The sequence below is a fragment of the Acinetobacter sp. YH12152 genome (assembly GCF_013418285.1).
GTDB lineage: Bacteria > Pseudomonadota > Gammaproteobacteria > Pseudomonadales > Moraxellaceae > Acinetobacter > Acinetobacter amyesii.
Window position 1 is genome coordinate 17,661 of the sequence record NZ_VPCH01000017.1, and the last position, 17,938, is coordinate 35,598.

A 17,938-nucleotide genomic window follows, 5' to 3' on the forward strand; every position below is an offset into this window, starting at 1 on the left:
GGACAGCACATGAAAAATTATAAAAAAGGATTGCTGGCGGTCATGGTCCTTGCGGCTATGTCTTCTATGGCAGCGACAAGTAATATCATCAAAGTTACGACCTTTGAGGATGAAAATGGTGAAAATCTCAATCAATGTTCTTTACGTGAAGCGATTGAAACTGCACGTAAAAACAAATCTTTTGGTGGATGTAATGTCGGTAATCCAAATAATGGGCAGACCGATTATATTCAACTTGAAGCAGGTGAATATCTTCTGACTAAAGGTGAGTTAGTTCCGCTCAATCAGATCGTGATTGAGGGGAAAAGTCGCTTTAACTATGATTCAAAAAATTTACTGACGCAGAAATTTCCTGCCTATGAGGATATTAGAACGACGATTAATGCCCAAGGCAAATCGCGTATTTTTAATACTTCACGCTCAGAAGCCAACTTTGTTGTCAATAATGTACGCCTTACTGGCGGGATGGCAGAAGACCGTGGTGGTGCCTTGTATTTAGGGGGAGCATTTACATTAAATAATGGTGCAATTGAAAACTCTCAAGCCAAAGTTGCTGGCGGTGCAATCTACTCCGTTGCGCATAATATGTCGAAAAAAACATTATTGGTGAGCAGTTTAGTTCAGGGCAACATCGCACCTAAAGGTAGTGTTGTCGCTATGGATTGTATCGGGAACTTGGGGGATACCCAGCCTGAAATTGTGTTCCAGCAAAGCAGTATTATTCAAAATGGTTCATCGACGAGCAATAGTGTGATGGACTTCTGTGGAAATGCCAAGGTTGAACTGACAGCAAATACGATTGCAAAAAACCAAGCAAATCCAAGTACGGGTAGTATTATCCGTGCCATTTCTCAGGGAACGGATCGTTTAAGTGCTTTTTCTAGCTTCGTTTTAACCAGTAATACAATAGTCGAGAACAATGCGGCTAGTACCTATTATTATGATAACAATGGTACAAAGGCTTGGTATTTCAATGTATTGGCCTACAATACTGGTGGAAAATCTTGTCGTTATCTGAATAATGCAGTACCTGATAATGGTCAAAAATTTGTGGCAAGTAATAATGCATTTGAACTGGCAGCCGCACAGTGTGATTTACCCGAAAGTGTGCTGAATAGTACGGAAAGCTTTCTGCAAAACCATGATGTAAGTAGCTATGCTATGGGGACTTTGTTAAGCGCCCTACAAACAAAATCTGCTTATAATTTGTATTTACCTTTGTATTATCCGAAAGCGATCGGCAGTGGTTTTGACTTAATCAATCTTGGCTTAGACGGCTGTAGTGATGCGGATCAACGGGGCATTTTGCGGATCACAGATGGTACTTTACAGTTATCACCTACGCAAAGAAACACATGTGATATTGGTTCGGTTGAGTTAATGAATTTAACCGCAGCAGATATGGCAGATATTACCAATGAGTCTTTAACAGCTCTGCAAGATAAGTATCAAAATACAATTGATGCTTTGAAAAAGGATATCGACGATCCAGATTATGCAGAATACAAAGTTGCCAATCAGGATGATTTAACAAAATACGAAGCGGCATTCAGTGCATTAAAAAATAACCTCAAATATCGTGCGGTTTATTTTGATCCATTCCCAGCATCATTACCTCAAGAAGAGTCTGTGAACGGAAGTGCTGAAACACGACAAATTGCCTTAAATGCTGACAACTATACCGTGACGACTTCACCAATCGGCATTGGTAGTGAAATTACGGTGTCTAGTACAGGCGAAGCAAGTATTGTGGGTAATCCACCACATGACCTGCACTGTGATTGGGATGCTGGAATAAAACAAATCGTTATATATCGCACCAGTGGGGCAACAACAGCGCCTACCGAATACGGTTTTTGTAAATATACGCTAAAACAAAAGACAGGGAGTCAGGCGGAATCCTCTGGTGTAGTACGTGTGGCATTTAAAAATATGACCCCAGTGGCCAAAGCTGCGCAATATACGATTAGTCCTTCAAATAATTTGTCAGTTACCGTCAATAATTTATTAGAAAATGCTAATGATGATGGTGATGGTCCAGTTGCATCAATGCCAGCGGGTAAATCGGTGTGGCATCAAAATGAAGAAGGCCAAATTATTCCAATTCGTTTTACAAAAATCCCAGCAGGTTTGAACTTTGAAGCCGAGTATAGTGGTAGTTGTCCCGCAAGTTATTTAAAGGAAACTTGCTACGGTGGCAAAATCACCTTCTCTGTAAAAAATGGCTTTAGTCAATTCGACTATCCTGTTGAATATAGCGTTGTCGATAGTGATGGCATTGCATCAAGCAATGCAACTCTGACCCTTAAGAATACTGCGAAGAATACCAACGCTTCTTCTAGCGGTGGTGGCTCTATGGGAGTATTTGGACTGTTGGCATTGATAGGTTTGGGTGTGTATCGTCAGCGTCGGTTGAGCAAGTAAGACAATAAAAAAAGCCTCGATAAGAGGCTTTTTTTATGACTTAACTAATGTAATTGATTTGATTTTCACAACATACTGTTGTTTTTGATTAGTGAACGATAGCGATAGGCTGTAAATATTTATTGATATACTCATCGCGAATAGCAGGTCTTTCATCAGGACTAGCTTTTTGCATACGTGTCGCGAGTTCTTTACGTTCTAAAGTACTCATTTTTTGCCATGTTTCGCGCATACGCTGCTTTTCACTGTCCGGAAGTTGGGTGAACCAATCCATGCGCTGTTGCAAGCTGACACGTTGATCTGCAGGAATCTCTTTGAGAGCCTGATACTTTTTAATTAAAGCCTGTTGTTCTGCTTCAGATAGCGAATCCCAAGTTTCATTAACTTGAGTATCTGCATCTTTTGAAAATATCCAAAAGCGATCAAAGCCAGCAAAACTGGTTTGCAAAAAACTAAAAGCACAGAATGCAATTGCTAATTTTTTAGCTGCCATGTGGAACTTTGTCCTCACCCAGAACCATCAACATTTCAAGATCTTCCACCATTTGAGGGGAGAGCTTAGGGGTTGAAATCACCTGATTTTGTGGTTTGTCATCCAGTACAGTCGCATTCGGTAAAATGACAAAACCTGCAATTGCTGCTGCAAGTGCAAAGCCAGACATTTTCCAAAAACCATAACGAGAAGTTTCGCGCTGATGAATATCTTCAAGCACGTTATTCATGACAGTTGCTTTGTCTTTATGGTGCTGTGCGAGTCCATCAAGTTTGGAAGTTACTTGCTTTAAGAAATCATCTTGTTTCATTCGGATGATCCTCCCATATGTGGATTCAAATGTGCCAAAGCGGTACGTAAACCTTGAATGGCACGGTGGTAATGTGTTTTCACACTGCCTTCGGAACAATTCATAATTTCTGCAGTTGTATGCGTATCAAAGCCTTCCCAAGCTCGCAACATAAATGCTTGTTGCTGGCGGACTGGAAGTTCTGCGATAGCATCTTGTATTTCCTCTGCAGTGACAGCCTGATCCAGAAAGTCGAAAGGGTTTGGTGTAGATTCATCTACAACATCCTGTATTTCGACATCGTCGTCATCTAGGCTGACTTTTCTAAATAGGGAAAACGGCTGCGAACGACGTGCTTCCTTTCGACGCCAATCTTGCAGCTTATTATTTAAAATGGTGTAAAACAGGGGATACCATTCCTCTGTGGACTTTTCAGCATAAGCTTTATGTAAGGAAATAAAGGCTTCTTGCACCAAGTCCATGGCAATGCCATGTTGACCGTGCGTTGCACTTTCCATCATTACTAAAGCACGCCCCGTCACTTCATTCATGAAGTTTTTCAGGCGAGACTCAGCCGTGCTTTTTAAAACACTGCTGTCTTGCGTCTCGGACTTTTTGGGTGCTAAATCCATAGAGATGGAAAATCCTGTCATCGGATACCCACCATTATTTCCATATTCATATACAAATAACGATGGAAATAACGGTTAGGTTGACAAAAAGAATTATTATTTTTTCTAGTGTAGTCTATTTTTTTCAGGCTTAAGCGCTAAATACAATAAAATAACGATTTTACTGACGCTGACGTACCATTTCAAAAAAACAGATCGAGCCAGCAATGGCTACGTTTAATGATTCTTGACCACCCGGTTGAGGAATCGCTACGGCTTCTGCATGTTGTAATGCATACTCAGAAACACCTTGACCTTCATTGCCTAAAATCCACACACATTGTTTGCGTAAATTTTTGCTATATAGGTTTTCAGACTGATGTGAGCTTGTTGCATACACTGGAATTTTGAATTTCGTCAAAATATCTTCAAGGGCAATATTTTCAAAGGTATTTAATGAAAAATGTGCGCCCATACCTGCGCGTAATACACGCGGTGACCAGAGTGATGCAGAGCCTTTGGTACAAACGACTTGCTCAATACCCGCTGCGGCAGCAGAACGGAGTAGGGTACCTACATTACCAGGGTCTTGAATGTTGTCTAAAATTAAGGTGTCTTCACTGATGTTAAGCGCTTCACTTGAACTTGGTAAATCCACAATCGCTAAGCAAGCAATAGATGTTCCAAGTGTACTGATATCTTTGTATAAAGATTCACTTAGAATGAACACCGCACCTTGATATTGTTCCGCAATGCGATCGAAATCAGCATGGTTAATTGCTTGTTCAGTGGTGAAAATCGATTTGATTGGACGTTTTGAGTCTAACCATGACAACACCAAGTGTGTGCCTTCCAAAACAGTTTGACCTTGTTTTTTACGGTAGGCATTTTGTTCGATTAAGCCACGGAGGTGCTTAATTTTCGGGTTGTCTTTTGATTCGAGATAAATCAGAGCCATGAGGGAGATATCCACGAAAGTCAGCAAAAATACTGACTTTCGTTATAAGAAATTAATTATGGTATGAAGTAACTAGGTCAACTTCGTTTTTAGAACCAATAATCACAGGAACACGTTGATGAAGTTCTGTTGGTTGGATGTCTAGAATGCGGACACGGCCTGTTGTAGACGCACCGCCAGCTTGTTCCATCAACATACTCATTGGATTTGCTTCGTACATTAAACGTAGACGACCTGCTTTTTTCGGATCTTTGAAGTCGTACGGATACATGAAAATACCGCTACGGCAAAGAATACGATGAATATCACCCACCATGCATGCAACCCAACGCATATTGAAGTCTTTTTCACGCGGGCCAGTTTTACCTGCAAGAAGTTCGTCGATATAACGTTTTACAGGCTCTTCCCAGTGACGCTGGTTTGATGCATTAATTGCATATTCTTTAGTATCTGCTGCAACCGCAATCGCATCTTTAGTTAATAAGAATTCTTTGCTTTCTGGATCAAAAGTAAAGAAGACTACGCCAGCACCGACAGTTAGAGCCATCATTGTTGATGGGCCATACAGTACATAACCTGCAGCCGCTTGGTTAACACCCGCTTGCATGAAATCTTCAGCTTGCGTTACCGCATTTTTTGCAGGAAGAATTGAGAAAATTGTGCCAACACACATGTTGATATCGATGTTGCTTGAACCATCTAATGGGTCGAACAAGACAAGATAATCGCCATTTTCTTGAGCTGGCGTGAATTCATCTAATTCTTCAGATGCCAGACCGCCGACATGTGGATGAACTTTTAATGCATCGATGAGGTAATCATTTGAAATGACATCAAGTTTCTTTTGTTCTTCACCTTGAACGTTTTCGTGTTGCGCGCTACCCAATACACCAGCCAAAGCACCTTTTTGTAAAAGAAGGTCGATGTCTTTGCATGTATTACCAATTGTTTCAATAACTTGTGCTAATGCAGGAGTAAGATTACCACTTTGTTGTTGTAGAAATTGGGAAAGGGTGAGATTTGACATAACCGGAAAACTCCAAATATTAATTTATCAAAAATGATAAAAATGTGATTGTGCAACATTTTAGATGAGAACGAAGGAAAAGAAAAATTAAACTAGACTATTTGTCGTGATTTTACCCTTGCAAGTCCTGAATAACATGCTATGTTGAATCTAATGTATAAATCGAAAGACAGGGAGCACAACAATGACCACACAAAAATTTGATGCGACTCCGACTGCAACTGAGGGATTGAATTTAGACGATATTTCTGCGGATACCGTAAAAGCTGCTTGGAGCAGTTACGAAGCAAAAGCAGAGTATAAAAAGTTCAATAAACATGATCTCATTGAGTCGATGCAAACAGAAAAAGAAAATGCTGAACATCCAGAAGCAGAAGCATAATGATTTAGATTGTTAAGCTAATTTTCTAGTTGGTAAAGCTAAGGATCTCGTTTTTAAAGTCGTTCACTTGCATTTTCATTGGATATTTTCTTAAAGTTCTAAAGTCGCTAACTGAATTTATCCTGAGTTAAAGGGCTAAAATGAGTAAAAGCACAGAACGATGCAAATGAAACGATATAAATAAAAAAAGCACTCATCAATGAGTGCTTTTTTTAGCTCAGACTTATTCAAGTCTTATTTAAGTAGTGGAGGAACAGCTTCGTAGTTAATTTCTACACGGCGGTTTTCTTTCCATGCATTTTCATCATGACCCGCATTGATTGGCATTTCTTTACCATAGCTGACTGCTTCAAGCTGGTTAGGGCTTACACCTGTTGTAATCAGGAAGCTTTCAACAGCTTTGGCACGACGTTCACCAAGTGCCATGTTGTATTCACGAGTACCACGTTCATCGGTATGACCTGTTAAAGCAACGCGTGAGTTTGCATTAGCAACAAGGAACTGGGCATGAGCTTGAAGGGTTTGTAAGTCTTCATTGCTAAGCTCGGTACTGTCGTAGTCAAAGTGTACTACGCGCTTCGCTAAAAATGCTTTATTCGCTTCAGTTACACCTTTCGATGATGCACCCGCAAGGTTTTGTGCATTGAGTGCTGCATCTTCACTTAAACCTGAAGTGTTTACAGTGGTTGAGCCATTTGGGTTTTGTCCTGCTTGTACATCTGCTGCAGGTTTACGGCTGGCACAACCAGTCATTACTAATGCTGTAGCTAAAACAGGTAGCGCAATCAGTTTCATTGCTTTCATATTGATCTCCATGACGGTTATTTATGATGTTTCATTAAAAAGTTATTGTTGAATAAATCATGCAGTGTTTATTTCGGTGCCCAAGCTGGTTCACGAACTTCACCTTGTTCACTTGGTAAGTTCATGCGGAAACGACCATCTAAAGACATGATCGAGAGCAAACCACGGTTTGCTTCACGTGTTGCATACACCACCATTTGACCATTTGGTGAGAAGCTTGGGGATTCATCTAAACTTGTTGGTGTTAAAATATTGGTTACACCAGAACCAATGTCTTGAACCGCAACTTTATAGTTACTACCGCTAGGACGATGCACCAAAGCTAATTTTTTACCGTCCGCACTTAACGTACCACGCGCGTTGAAAGCGCCACGGAAAGTTAAACGTTTGACACTTTCAGCACTTAAGTTGTAGGTATAAATTTGTGGAGAGCCACCACGGTCAGAGGTAAAAATAAATGATTTACCGTCAGGGGCATAACGTGCTTCTGTATCAATCGCTGTGTCATTGGTCATGCGTTTTAATTGGCGAGTCTGTAAATCCATCTGATAGATTTCAGGATTGCCATGCATTGAAGCGGTAAATAACATTGATTTACCATCAGGTGAGAAGCTTGGTGCACCATTCAGTCCACGGAAACTTGCAACTTTTTCACGGTTCCCACTCGCTAAGTCTTGGATGTAAATCGCAGGGCGCTTGGTTTCAAATGAAACATAGGCTAGCTTTTTCGCATCAGGCGTCCACGCAGGGGAAAGGATAGGATCACGTGAAGTCAAAATGGTACGGGGTTGTTCACCATCTGTATCTGCAATTTGTAGGGTATAGCGCTGATCTGGTGTTGCTGCATTACGCAATACATAGGCAATACGGCCGCTGAAGTCACCTGGAATGCCAGTTAAAGCTTGATAGATTGCATCACTGATCATATGCGCTGCTTGACGGTAACGTGAAGCAGGTACAGTGAGTAGTTCATTTAATAGGTATTGTTTTTTTTCAACATCATACAGTTGATAGTGAATTTCATAAGAGCCATCTGCCGTTGTTTTTGATGTACCGGTTACGACATAGGGTACGCCCGCAGCTTTCCATGCTTCTGCATTAGGTGAATTTATTGTTGCAGTTGCAGGTAAGTTTTTAGAGGCACTGGTAAATTTACCTGAGCGGTTCAAGTCATTTTCAACCACTGGATAAATATTTGAGTCATTACTAAAAGGCACGATCGCAATTTTAGGTGTTTCTTCAGGAGCTTTAGTGATTTCGAGGTGAAGCTGCGCATGCGTTTGAGTCACTAAAACTGGGCTCAAAGCAGTGAATACGGCTAAGCAAAGAAGATGTTTACGCGTCATTTCCATCATTCGCTAACTACTCTAAAAATGTGAGTTATTGTCTGTATTAGGTTGTGTCACATAATGGCATGATTTTGGATTATTAAAAGCATGAAAATATGACTGAACTGTTATAACACTGTGAAAAATGCAGAGATTTTATTCGAGTTCACTGAAGTTTATCTTAAAATTGGTGCAGACAACATCACATTTTGAATTGGAAATGATAATTCTATATAGTTGAAATTTAATTTTTGAATCAAATGGTTAGAAGAAATAAGTAGCTCTTAATTAGGCTGAGCTAGTAAAACTTATATATATGTCATTTTATGAAAAGTGTCGACCAAATAGAATTTTTTTCATTCAAAAAATCAGTGAATGAACCCATCTAATCAATAAATTTTCCAAAGTTTGCCATATTCAGAAGAAATATAAAAAAATCCCCGCAATCAATGCAGGGATTTATCAAACTTAATTTGAAGATCTAAATGTAGAGGTAAAGCTTTGTGCTTCACGTCTAGCATCAGGGTCGCTTGGCATTGGGTACGGTGCTGCAGCACGAACCGCGGCTTCAATACTGGCTTTCATATCAGGGTCACTAGAGTTCACAATAACTGATCGGACTGAACCACTTTCTGATAATGTCACCCGAGCAGTTGCCGATTTACCCGCAGAGTCAGAAGGTGTGTCCCATGCACGACGGATTTTATTTTCAAAATCTTTCTTTGCAGTAGATGCAATCTTCTTCGCTTCAGCCTTTTTCTGTGCGGCTTCTTCAGCTGCTTTTTTAGCTGATGAAGCTTTGGCTTCTTCGGCTGCACGTTCGCGTGCTTCGGCATCGGCTTTAGCCTTTGCATCTGCCTTGGCTTTTGCATCGGCATCTGCTTTACGTTTTGCAGCTTCTGCATTGGCCTTGGCTTTCGCATCAGCATCTGCTTTACGTTTTGCAGCTTCCGCATTGGCCTTAGCTTTGGCATCAGCATCTGCTTTACGTTTTGCAGCTTCCGCATTGGCCTTGGCTTTCGCATCAGCATCTGCTTTACGTTTTGCAGCTTCCGCATTGGCCTTAGCTTTGGCATCAGCATCTGCTTTACGTTTTGCAGCTTCTGCATTGGCCTTGGCTTTCGCATCAGCATCTGCTTTACGTTTTGCTGCTTCAGCATTGGCTTTCGCGGTAGCATCTGCTTTTGCCTTAGCCGCATCCGCTTTGGCTTCTTGTTGTGCTTTTAGTTTTGCAGCTTCAGCCGCTTTAGCTTGTTCTTGAGCACGCTTTGCATTGTCCGCAGCTTTTTGTTCAGCAAGCTGCTGTGCTTTTGCCGCAGCGAGTGCCTGTTGAGCAGCAACCTGTGGATCTGCCTTAGGTGGTTCTGCTGGTTTAGGTGGTGCAGCCGTTGGAATCTCGGGTGCTGGTTCAACGCTAGGTTCTGCTGTTTGCGTGATTTGTTCAGCTACATTTTCATGTGCGGTTTCATCAAACTCAGTGACTTCACGTGTTACAGGTTTTAAATCTTCCGGTTTTACCAAAACAGTGGTTATTTTTTTAGGGGGCTCAGGTGGTTTACTCATGCCAAGATAAAGTAAGCCAACCACAGCGACGATATGAACACCTAGTGTGAAACCAATCGCAACGGCTTTTTGTTTAAAAGGCGGCTTGTTGAAATCTTTCATAAATTATTTTAATGGCTCAGTCAGTAAACCTACTTGTGTTAAACCTGCATCTTGAAGGGCTGACATGAGTTTCATGACTTCACCATAAGGACGAGATTCACTGCCGTTAATCAGGACACTCATTTGCTTTTTCTGTTCGTTGGCTTCATTTTGCGAGGCCGTTAAAACAGATTTTAGTTCATCGAGTGTGAGTACATCATTTTGATGATTTTTATCTTCGAGTTTGATCGTCCCATCCGCCTCAAGTGTAACAATCGCAGGGCGATCTTCCGCTTGCATAGGCGTGCCATTTGCCTGTGGTAAATCGACTTTGACACCTGTGGTGATCATAGGTGCCGTGACCATGAAAATCACCAAAAGAACTAACATGACATCAATATAAGGTACGACGTTCATGTCACTTTTTAATGGTTTTTTGATGCGCTCAAAGCGTCCAGAACGTTGAATAGCCATTAGTCATTGTCCTGAGTTGAACCTACAGACTGGCGTTGTAATAACGCAACCATTTCTTCGGCAAAAAGCGCACGATCGTTATAAACGGCTTCACCTTTGGCTGTGAAATGGTTAAATGCAAGTACAGCAGGAATTGCCGCAAAAAGACCAATGGCCGTTGCAATCAATGCTTCTGCAATACCCGGAGCAACCGTAGCAAGGGTGACTTGGTCAACATCTGCCAAACCAATAAAAGCGTTCATAATGCCCCAAACGGTACCGAATAAACCAACATAGGGTGCAACCGATCCAATACTCGCAAGCGCGCCTAAACCATTTTCTAAATGTCCTTGGTCACGGCTTAAACCTACGCGAAGAATACGTTCTGTACCTTCAATTGATTGTTCTGCGCTGGCATTACGTTTTTTAAGTTTGAAAAACTCGCCTAAACCTTGATAGAAGACATCTTCAAGGCCAACACGTTTCGAGTTGAGCTGAGCATTGTTGTATAAAGTGTTGAGTTCGGCGCCAGACCAAAAGATTTTTTGGAAATGTTCATCATCGGCCTGCGCTTTTTTATAACTCATGTGTAACTTGGCAATCAGATACCAACTGAATAACGAAGCTAAGAGCAGCAGGAGCATTACCAGTTGTACGACAGGACTTGCTTGTAAGATGAGGTCTGAAACTTTGAGTGTTGATTCTAGTTGAGTTGCCATAGTTACTACATGTGCCAAATAATTTTTTTAATCTTGTTCCAATTCTTTCAGAATCAGTTCACGTATTTCATCAGGAAGGCGACGGGGTTTCATCTCTGCACTGATACATGCCAATTCTACCTCACCTGATGCCAGCATAATATCACCACGATAAATATTTTGTTGCAACACAAATGACGTAGCCTTACACGAAACTACACTTGCTGTAACAGTAATCAGGTCATCCATTAATATAGGACGTGAATATTTCACATTAATTTTATGAACGACAAAGTTGTAATCTTTTTGATGCCAATAATGGTCTACACCTGAAGCGCGCAGCCATTCTGTGCGGGTACGTTCCATAAAGCGAATATGATTTGCGTGGTAAACAATGCCACCTGCATCTGTATCTTCAATATATACACGAATGTTGAATTCGAATTTATTCGCCATGAGAGTGTTCCGTCTTTATAAAATCTGAAAAATATTGTTCTGCACTTCAGCATAGAATTAGAGCATTTAAAAATGGCGATAATTCAATGATTCGTCAAGTGCTTCAATGACGGGCAGTTTAGCACCGTGAGTCATCAGTCCAATGGCACAAGGTTTCAACTCACGTAATTCTTTAACTTTCGTAGTTGTCATTATTGGTTAAAAAGTGGCTGCTTTTAATTTGTTTGTTCATCTAATTTAAATTTTGCATCGACAAAACCCTGTAGATGAGCTGCTAAATATCCCGCAATATGAAAGTGAGTTTCTTCCATTCTCTTTTTCTGTTGCTTTGGGAGTAATGCCTTTAAAGATTCATACATATACGTTAAGCAGCAAAAGCCAAGGCCAATAACTAAAATAAGTGAAAGTTATTAGGTAGATCTATCCAGAAAAATACATAAACGAGTATGGCTAAAGCAAAGAATGAGAAGCTGAAATACAAAGTATTAATTTTTGCTGGCTTAAAGTTTTCCGTGACCAAAGCTTGTACGTCGTCGTGATAGTACGTCCCAATAAAAATGAGGGCAGAAGTATAGTTGAAGCTCAGGTTTTTTATACGATATGCAGAAGGCGATTATTTAATAGTTAAGATATTATCTTCACTTACTTCTATGGTTCTTTGCTAAGAATGTTTTCACATTCGACAGTGATAAAATAATTGTATTCGGTGTGGAATAAGCTTTCAAAATCACTCATTTGTTTTGGACTAAATGAACTGATGGGTTGTTCTCTGGGAATGTTTTCAATGGCACTGTCTAATGGAAGGTTTTGAATGTATTCGCTATTAATTTTGTTAATTATTCTATTCTCAAGATTTATCATTTTAGTTTGCTGTTTGTAGTGGATTGAATTTATTTAAAAATTTAAATAAACATTCAGGGAGAATTTAACTCCCTGAAGTCGTTCAGTGAATAATCGTCTATTTATCTTTCGGCTCTGGTGGTGTCATCCCAAACTGTAAATAAGCCATATTGGTGGCAATACGTCCACGTGCAGTACGCATGACATAACCTTGCTGAATGAGGTAAGGCTCGATCACATCTTCTAGCGTCCCTGAGTCTTCTGCCATAGCTGCAGCCAAAGCTTCAACACCTGCAGGGCCGCCGTCAAAACGTTCTAATAACATTGAAAGATAACGACGGTCTAAAGTGTCTAAACCATCTTTATCCACATTCAACATATCTAAAGCACGTTGCGCCATTTCTTGGGTCACTTCGCCTGTACCTTTGACTTGCGCATAATCACGGACTCGGCGTAATAAACGGTTTGCAATACGAGGTGTCCCACGAGCACGGCGTGCAACTTCCTGTGCGCCTTCGGCAGTCATGGGTACATCCATCAAGTTTGCAGATCGAGTCACAATATGCGTTAAGTCTTTGACAGAATAAAACTCTAAGCGTTGTACGATACCAAAACGGTCACGTAAAGGAGAGGTCAGTAGGCCTGCACGAGTCGTCGCTGCAACAAGAGTGAAGGGTGGTAAATCCAGTTTGATCGAACGGGCAGCAGGGCCTTCACCAATCATGATGTCGAGTTGGTAATCCTCCATCGCTGGATAGAGAATTTCCTCGATGACCGGTGAAAGACGATGGATCTCATCAATAAATAAAACATCACCTTCTTCGAGGTTGGTTAGCATTGCAGCCAAATCGCCTGCACGCTCAAGGACAGGGCCTGATGTCGATTTTAAGTTACCACCCATTTCACGGGCAATAATATTGGCCAGTGTGGTTTTACCTAAACCCGGTGGGCCAAAAATTAAGGTGTGATCGAGTGCTTCTTCACGGCCACGTGCAGCACCGATAAAGATTTCCATTTGTTCACGGACGACAGGCTGCCCGATGTAGTCATCGAGGGAAGTTGGACGAATGGCGCGGTCGAAGTGGTCTTCGGGTTTTTCTGAACCACTGATAAGACGGTCTTGCATAATTATTTAACTAATCTCTATATCGTTGTGGAAGAATCACAGCCTCAAAAAGCGATTGAACTTTAAATGCCATTGTATAGGCGATTCTCACTTTTGACTGGGCAAAAGTGACAAAACCCATTTGTTAAACTGATGCTACGTCCTTGTAGCACAGTTTAACGGCGACATCCTTGTCGCCTGCGTGATTCACATACTGTCTATAGCTCTAAAAGGCAAAGGATGCAGTGCTCATTAGAAACTAAAAATTATTTATTCATCGACTTTAATGCAGCACGGATAATGTCGCTGGCTTCAGTAAAGTCACCTTTGGCAGCATTCACTAATTTTTGTGCTTCAATTGGTTTGTAACCTAATGATTGCAATGCCGCCTCAGCTTCGGCTACGGCAGAGTTGCCCGTAAATTGAATTTGTTCAACAGTTGAATTCGTTGGTGCAGTGCCTGAAGCCATGGCTTTAAAACGGTCACGAAGTTCAATCATCAAGCGTTCTGCGGTTTTTTTACCTACACCCGGAACTTTGACTAAAGTGTTTACATCTTCATGTTCAACCGTGTGAATCAGCATTTCAACGCTTAAGGTCGACAAAATGCCCAGTGCCATTTTTGGGCCAACGCCGTTAACTTTTAATAATGTGCGGAAGATCAGTTTTTCTTGCGCATTGCTAAATCCATACAGCAGTTGTGCATCTTCACGAACAGCCAAATGTGTCCACAGGGTGATTTTTTGACCTTTCTGTAGTTGGCAAAATGTTGAAAGTGGGGTGTCAATTTCATAGCCCACACCATTTACATTGAGTAATACTGTTGGTGCTTCCAATGCCAGCACTTCACCAATTAAACATCCGATCATGTCATTTATTCACTTTATTTCAGTTTAGTCTGAGCCATTTGCTCAATTTCAATTTGTTGTGAGATTAGCGTGAAGGCCAGCGAATTACTAGCCTTCACATTTTTTCAGCTTTAAAAGAAACCAACTTTATTGCCTTGAAGTTCCTGTGCAAGGTTATAAGCCTGATGGTCTGAAAATTTAGAGATAATATCCAATACTTGCATGATGTTTTCATAATGCAACGGCCCAAAATGTGCCCCCGAACGGTGGAGAATGGACATCAGTCGCTGTTCTTTAAAACTCAAGGTTTTATTTGGCGTAGTTAGAGGAATAAATGCGTCTAAAATATTTTGCAGACTTTGGTGTGCAATAATCTCTAAGCCTGCTTTTTGTGGATGTTCAAAAATTTTATCGCGAGCTAATTCTTTCGCTCGGTTAATTCCACACTCGATATCTTCACTGCAATACTGCAATAAACTGCCTTTAAGTTGACCTGACAAAATTTCATGATGATGGCGGGCGAAGGCTGTCGTGACTTCTTCGACTAGACGTTTCATCACTCGACCACGTAATGCGGCAATTTTTTGTTGCCAAGTGGTATCAGTCATCGCCAATTCGGCAGGTATGCCATAGTCACCGACCAAATCAAGGAAAATTGGCTCAACTTCGTTATAGTTCAACATGTTGAGGATAATGCCATCTTCAAGGTCAATTAAGGCATAACAAATGTCATCTGCGGCTTCAAGCAAATAGGTCAACGGATGACGACAGTAGTGATATTCGCCCAGTTGAATTAAACCGAGTTGTTCTGCAATTTGCTGTAAGATTTCCTTTTCTGCCTGATAGCAGCCAAATTTAGCCCGTTGGCTCGCGGGTTTATTGCCTTGCGATGCAATGGTTTTTGAAAGCCACGGGTATTTTAAATACGCACCTAAAGTTGCATAGGTTAAACGCATACCCCCATCATTTGGATGATAATCAATTTTAGTCAGTAGGCGTAAACCTTGGGCATTGCCTTCAAACTGTCTCACATCGGCTTCTTCTTCAGGGCTTAAGTCCTGTAAAAAGTTGGTATGCGATGCGTCATCAAACCATTCTCGAATGGCATATTCGCCTGCATGGCCAAAAGGTGGATTACCAATATCGTGTGCCAAGCACGCAGCTTGAATAATTGCACCGACATCGGCAGGTGAAATCCACATCGGGAGTTCATCTTTAATTTTTTCAGCCGCCAGCATCCCCAATGAACGTCCAATACAAGACACTTCTAAAGAGTGAGTCAGGCGAGTATGAATACCATCGTGTTGGGTGAGGGGATGGACTTGGGTCTTGCGGTTTAATTGTCGAAAGCTTTGCGAAAAAATAATGCGGTCGTAGTCTTTGTGGAAGGGGCTACGTGCCTGTTCAGAACTGTGTTTATTGCTACCAATACGAACTGTAGAAAGAAGTTCAAGCCAACGCATTTGAGTCATTTATCATTATTCAATTATTACTTGAATTGAATAATGCCAAACTTAGCAGAAAAGCACTAGAGTGGAACGACATGATTTGGCGTTTCTGTTCCTAAATATTTAGACACATATATAAATTTTTTTCGAAATGATTCTATTCCAATGAATTTCAAAATTAAGCATCATAGATTGCAATGCCTTAGAAAAATGAGCAAATGAAATTACAAGAATGTTAAATTTACCATTTGCTAAATTATTTTTATAAAAATGTTTAATTTATAATCACTTGCTGGAAATATAACTATTTTCAGTGATAGAAAAATAAGTCAATAGTGATACTTTACGAAAATCTGTTTCTTTTTTATTAAAAATTGTAACTAAAAAAGCAGGCAGATTCTTCTTCTAGGATCACTTATGAAATTATCAATCAAAAAATTAAGCTTGTGTATCGCTATTGCAGGATGCATGAATTATGCACATGCAAACAATCCTGTGGATTTGGCAAATAAAGAAAATGAACGTTTACAACAAAATATACAAGAACGGCTGAAATATGAACAACAGCAATTATTACAATCGTCAAAGCCACCAACACGAATAGAAGCAGCTGCGCCAAGTATTGGTACAAGTGATTTAGGTCCTTGTATTGATATTCAAAAAATTGAAATTTCTGGGAATCATTTACTTAAAAATAAAGCACTAGACTCAATTATATCTCCTTACACCAATAGTTGTATGAATACACATGCGATTGAAGGATTGATGAGTCAAATTACTGCTTCATATTTAAATCAAGGTTATGTCGCGACAAGAGTCTATTTGCCAGAACAAGATTTAAAATCTGGAATTTTAATATTACAAATAGAAGAGGGAAAATTAACAGAGCTAAAAACAACCGAGAGAGCGCAAGGTACACTATCTTTGGCGACTGCTTTTGGCTTTGTAAAAGGCAAACCATTGAATCTGCGTGATCTTGAGCAAGCGATTGATCAAATTAATCGCCTCCAATCAAATAATGCCAAAATGGATATTTTAGCTGGCGAACAGCCCGGTGAAAGTATTGTTGTTTTTGATAATGAGCCTTCAAAGCGACTGAATGGATATTTTAGTTATGACAATAAAGGGCAGGATTCAACAGGCGAAAATCAAGCAGCATTGGGGCTTAGCCTAGATAATCCATTTGGTTTAAATGACTTAATTAATGTTTCATATAATAGATCATTACCTTTCAATATAAATCGAACTGACTCGTTTTCTGCGAGTGCAATGTATGTTTTGCCATTTGGTTATAACACATTGAATTTAAATGCATCTCGCTCTGAATATGACAGCACAATTGATACTGGCTTAAATCAACTGGTATCTCATGGTGAAACTGTCACCTACTCGGCAAAGTTAGATCGACTCATACACCGTGGATTAAACAATCAATTTCGTATAAATGCAGCACTTACCTCAAAAGATACAGAAGCCTTTTTAGAAAATATCAAACTTGGGGTGAGTAGCCGAAAACTAAGTGTATTAGATTTAGGTCTTAACTATAGTGATCGATTATTTACAGGTTTAGTCAATATGAATCTTGGCTATGCCAAAGGCTTAAAAGTATTTAACGCTTTGGAAGATGCCTCAGATTTACCAGCAGATATGCCTAAAGCGCAATTCGAAAAATTGAGCTATGGCATCAGTTATTTAAAAGGCTTTAACTGGTTAGGACAAAGCTTTAGCCTTTCTAGTAGTTTCTCAGGGCAGCAAGCTTTTGATCCACTTTATGGTTCAGAACAATATTCAATCGGCAGTTTATATAGTGTACGTGGCTTTAATCAAAACTCTTTGAGTGGTGATCATGGCTATGCATTTAAAAATGATTTAACCCTTAATAAAGCTTATGACATCAATGGTACGGCTGTTTATGCACGCCATGTACTTGGTCTAGATTACGGCAAAGTTGATAGCAAAGTAAATTCAAACTCCGTTGGTGAACTCAGTAGTGTCAGTTTGAGCACGACCTTCAACGTAAGTAACGTTTCTCTCGAGTTAATCGCAACTCAACCTATTCATCAAGAAAACTTTATGAAGAAGCAATCTGCTGACTTTTTCTTCTCTACGACTGTTTCATTTTAAGGAATA

At 40.3% G+C, this 17,938-nt stretch carries 18 protein-coding genes; 3 read left to right on the forward strand and 15 right to left on the reverse strand.

Annotated elements, in window-relative coordinates:
- The first annotated feature begins 9 nt into the window (after positions 1-9).
- A complete protein-coding gene (locus FTU83_RS07375) occupies positions 10-2,424 on the forward strand; it encodes a CSLREA domain-containing protein (RefSeq protein WP_180106008.1) in 2,415 nt (804 codons plus the stop codon).
- An 88-nt stretch (positions 2,425-2,512) separates the two neighbouring features.
- On the opposite strand, the gene FTU83_RS07380 is transcribed toward FTU83_RS07375, so the two are convergent.
- The 5 genes from FTU83_RS07380 to FTU83_RS07400 all read right to left on the reverse strand — a co-directional run bounded on the left by FTU83_RS07380 (position 2,513) and on the right by FTU83_RS07400 (position 5,802).
- The gene (locus FTU83_RS07380) at positions 2,513-2,917 is read right to left on the reverse strand and encodes a DUF3106 domain-containing protein (RefSeq protein WP_180105997.1); all 405 of its coding nucleotides are present in this window, start codon (positions 2,915-2,917) and stop codon (positions 2,513-2,515) included.
- Positions 2,907-3,227: a hypothetical protein gene (locus FTU83_RS07385; protein WP_078190377.1), complete on the reverse strand. Its 321-nt coding sequence runs from the start codon at positions 3,225-3,227 to the stop codon at positions 2,907-2,909. The genes FTU83_RS07380 and FTU83_RS07385 overlap by 11 nt, the downstream gene beginning before the upstream one ends.
- Positions 3,224-3,838 carry an RNA polymerase sigma factor gene (locus FTU83_RS07390; protein ID WP_111883945.1) on the reverse strand — a complete coding sequence of 205 codons (615 nt, stop codon included), beginning with the start codon at positions 3,836-3,838 and terminating at the stop codon, positions 3,224-3,226. Before FTU83_RS07390 ends, FTU83_RS07385 begins: the two co-directional genes overlap by 4 nt.
- A 160-nt stretch (positions 3,839-3,998) precedes the next feature.
- Positions 3,999-4,775 (reverse strand): RNA methyltransferase, encoded by a 777-nt coding sequence (locus FTU83_RS07395; RefSeq protein WP_180105998.1) that lies wholly within the window; start codon positions 4,773-4,775, stop codon positions 3,999-4,001.
- A 52-nt stretch (positions 4,776-4,827) separates the two neighbouring features.
- Positions 4,828-5,802, reverse strand: a complete 975-nt coding sequence (locus FTU83_RS07400; RefSeq protein ID WP_078192041.1) for a class 1 fructose-bisphosphatase — start codon at positions 5,800-5,802, stop codon at positions 4,828-4,830.
- Positions 5,803-5,986: 184 nt separating this feature from the next.
- Between FTU83_RS07400 and FTU83_RS07405 the strand changes: the two genes are divergently transcribed.
- Positions 5,987-6,184 carry an NF038105 family protein gene (locus FTU83_RS07405; protein WP_078190373.1) on the forward strand — a complete coding sequence of 66 codons (198 nt, stop codon included), beginning with the start codon at positions 5,987-5,989 and terminating at the stop codon, positions 6,182-6,184.
- Positions 6,185-6,418: 234 nt separating this feature from the next.
- Here the strand turns inward: FTU83_RS07405 and pal are convergent, their stop codons facing one another.
- The 10 genes from pal to FTU83_RS07450 form a co-directional block, all read right to left on the reverse strand.
- A complete protein-coding gene (pal, locus tag FTU83_RS07410; protein ID WP_168378062.1) occupies positions 6,419-6,988 on the reverse strand; it encodes a peptidoglycan-associated lipoprotein Pal in 570 nt (189 codons plus the stop codon).
- A 68-nt stretch (positions 6,989-7,056) separates the two neighbouring features.
- Complete coding sequence (gene tolB / locus FTU83_RS07415; RefSeq protein ID WP_180003388.1) at positions 7,057-8,340, reverse strand: Tol-Pal system beta propeller repeat protein TolB; 1,284 nt, start codon at positions 8,338-8,340, stop codon at positions 7,057-7,059.
- A gap of 444 nt (positions 8,341-8,784) precedes the next feature.
- Positions 8,785-9,981: a cell envelope integrity protein TolA gene (gene tolA / locus FTU83_RS07420; protein ID WP_180105999.1), complete on the reverse strand. Its 1,197-nt coding sequence runs from the start codon at positions 9,979-9,981 to the stop codon at positions 8,785-8,787.
- Between the two features lie 3 nt (positions 9,982-9,984).
- The gene (tolR, locus tag FTU83_RS07425; protein ID WP_078190369.1) at positions 9,985-10,434 is read right to left on the reverse strand and encodes a protein TolR; all 450 of its coding nucleotides are present in this window, start codon (positions 10,432-10,434) and stop codon (positions 9,985-9,987) included.
- On the reverse strand, positions 10,434-11,132 hold the full coding sequence (gene tolQ, locus FTU83_RS07430) for a protein TolQ (RefSeq protein WP_078192037.1): 699 nt from the start codon (positions 11,130-11,132) through the stop codon (positions 10,434-10,436). Before tolQ ends, tolR begins: the two co-directional genes overlap by 1 nt.
- Before the next feature lie 27 nt (positions 11,133-11,159).
- Positions 11,160-11,567, reverse strand: a complete 408-nt coding sequence (gene ybgC / locus FTU83_RS07435) for a tol-pal system-associated acyl-CoA thioesterase (RefSeq protein ID WP_078190367.1) — start codon at positions 11,565-11,567, stop codon at positions 11,160-11,162.
- Positions 11,568-11,633: 66 nt separating this feature from the next.
- The gene (locus tag FTU83_RS17395) at positions 11,634-11,759 is read right to left on the reverse strand and encodes a hypothetical protein (protein WP_257222542.1); all 126 of its coding nucleotides are present in this window, start codon (positions 11,757-11,759) and stop codon (positions 11,634-11,636) included.
- Positions 11,760-12,525: 766 nt separating this feature from the next.
- The gene (gene ruvB / locus FTU83_RS07440) at positions 12,526-13,533 is read right to left on the reverse strand and encodes a Holliday junction branch migration DNA helicase RuvB (RefSeq protein ID WP_168378058.1); all 1,008 of its coding nucleotides are present in this window, start codon (positions 13,531-13,533) and stop codon (positions 12,526-12,528) included.
- Between the two features lie 245 nt (positions 13,534-13,778).
- Positions 13,779-14,381: a Holliday junction branch migration protein RuvA gene (gene ruvA / locus FTU83_RS07445; RefSeq protein ID WP_168378057.1), complete on the reverse strand. Its 603-nt coding sequence runs from the start codon at positions 14,379-14,381 to the stop codon at positions 13,779-13,781.
- A 110-nt stretch (positions 14,382-14,491) separates the two neighbouring features.
- Complete coding sequence (locus tag FTU83_RS07450) at positions 14,492-15,832, reverse strand: deoxyguanosinetriphosphate triphosphohydrolase (RefSeq protein ID WP_180026953.1); 1,341 nt, start codon at positions 15,830-15,832, stop codon at positions 14,492-14,494.
- A gap of 393 nt (positions 15,833-16,225) precedes the next feature.
- Between FTU83_RS07450 and FTU83_RS07455 the strand changes: the two genes are divergently transcribed.
- A complete protein-coding gene (locus tag FTU83_RS07455) occupies positions 16,226-17,932 on the forward strand; it encodes a ShlB/FhaC/HecB family hemolysin secretion/activation protein (RefSeq protein WP_180003289.1) in 1,707 nt (568 codons plus the stop codon).
- Positions 17,933-17,938 lie beyond the last annotated feature (6 nt).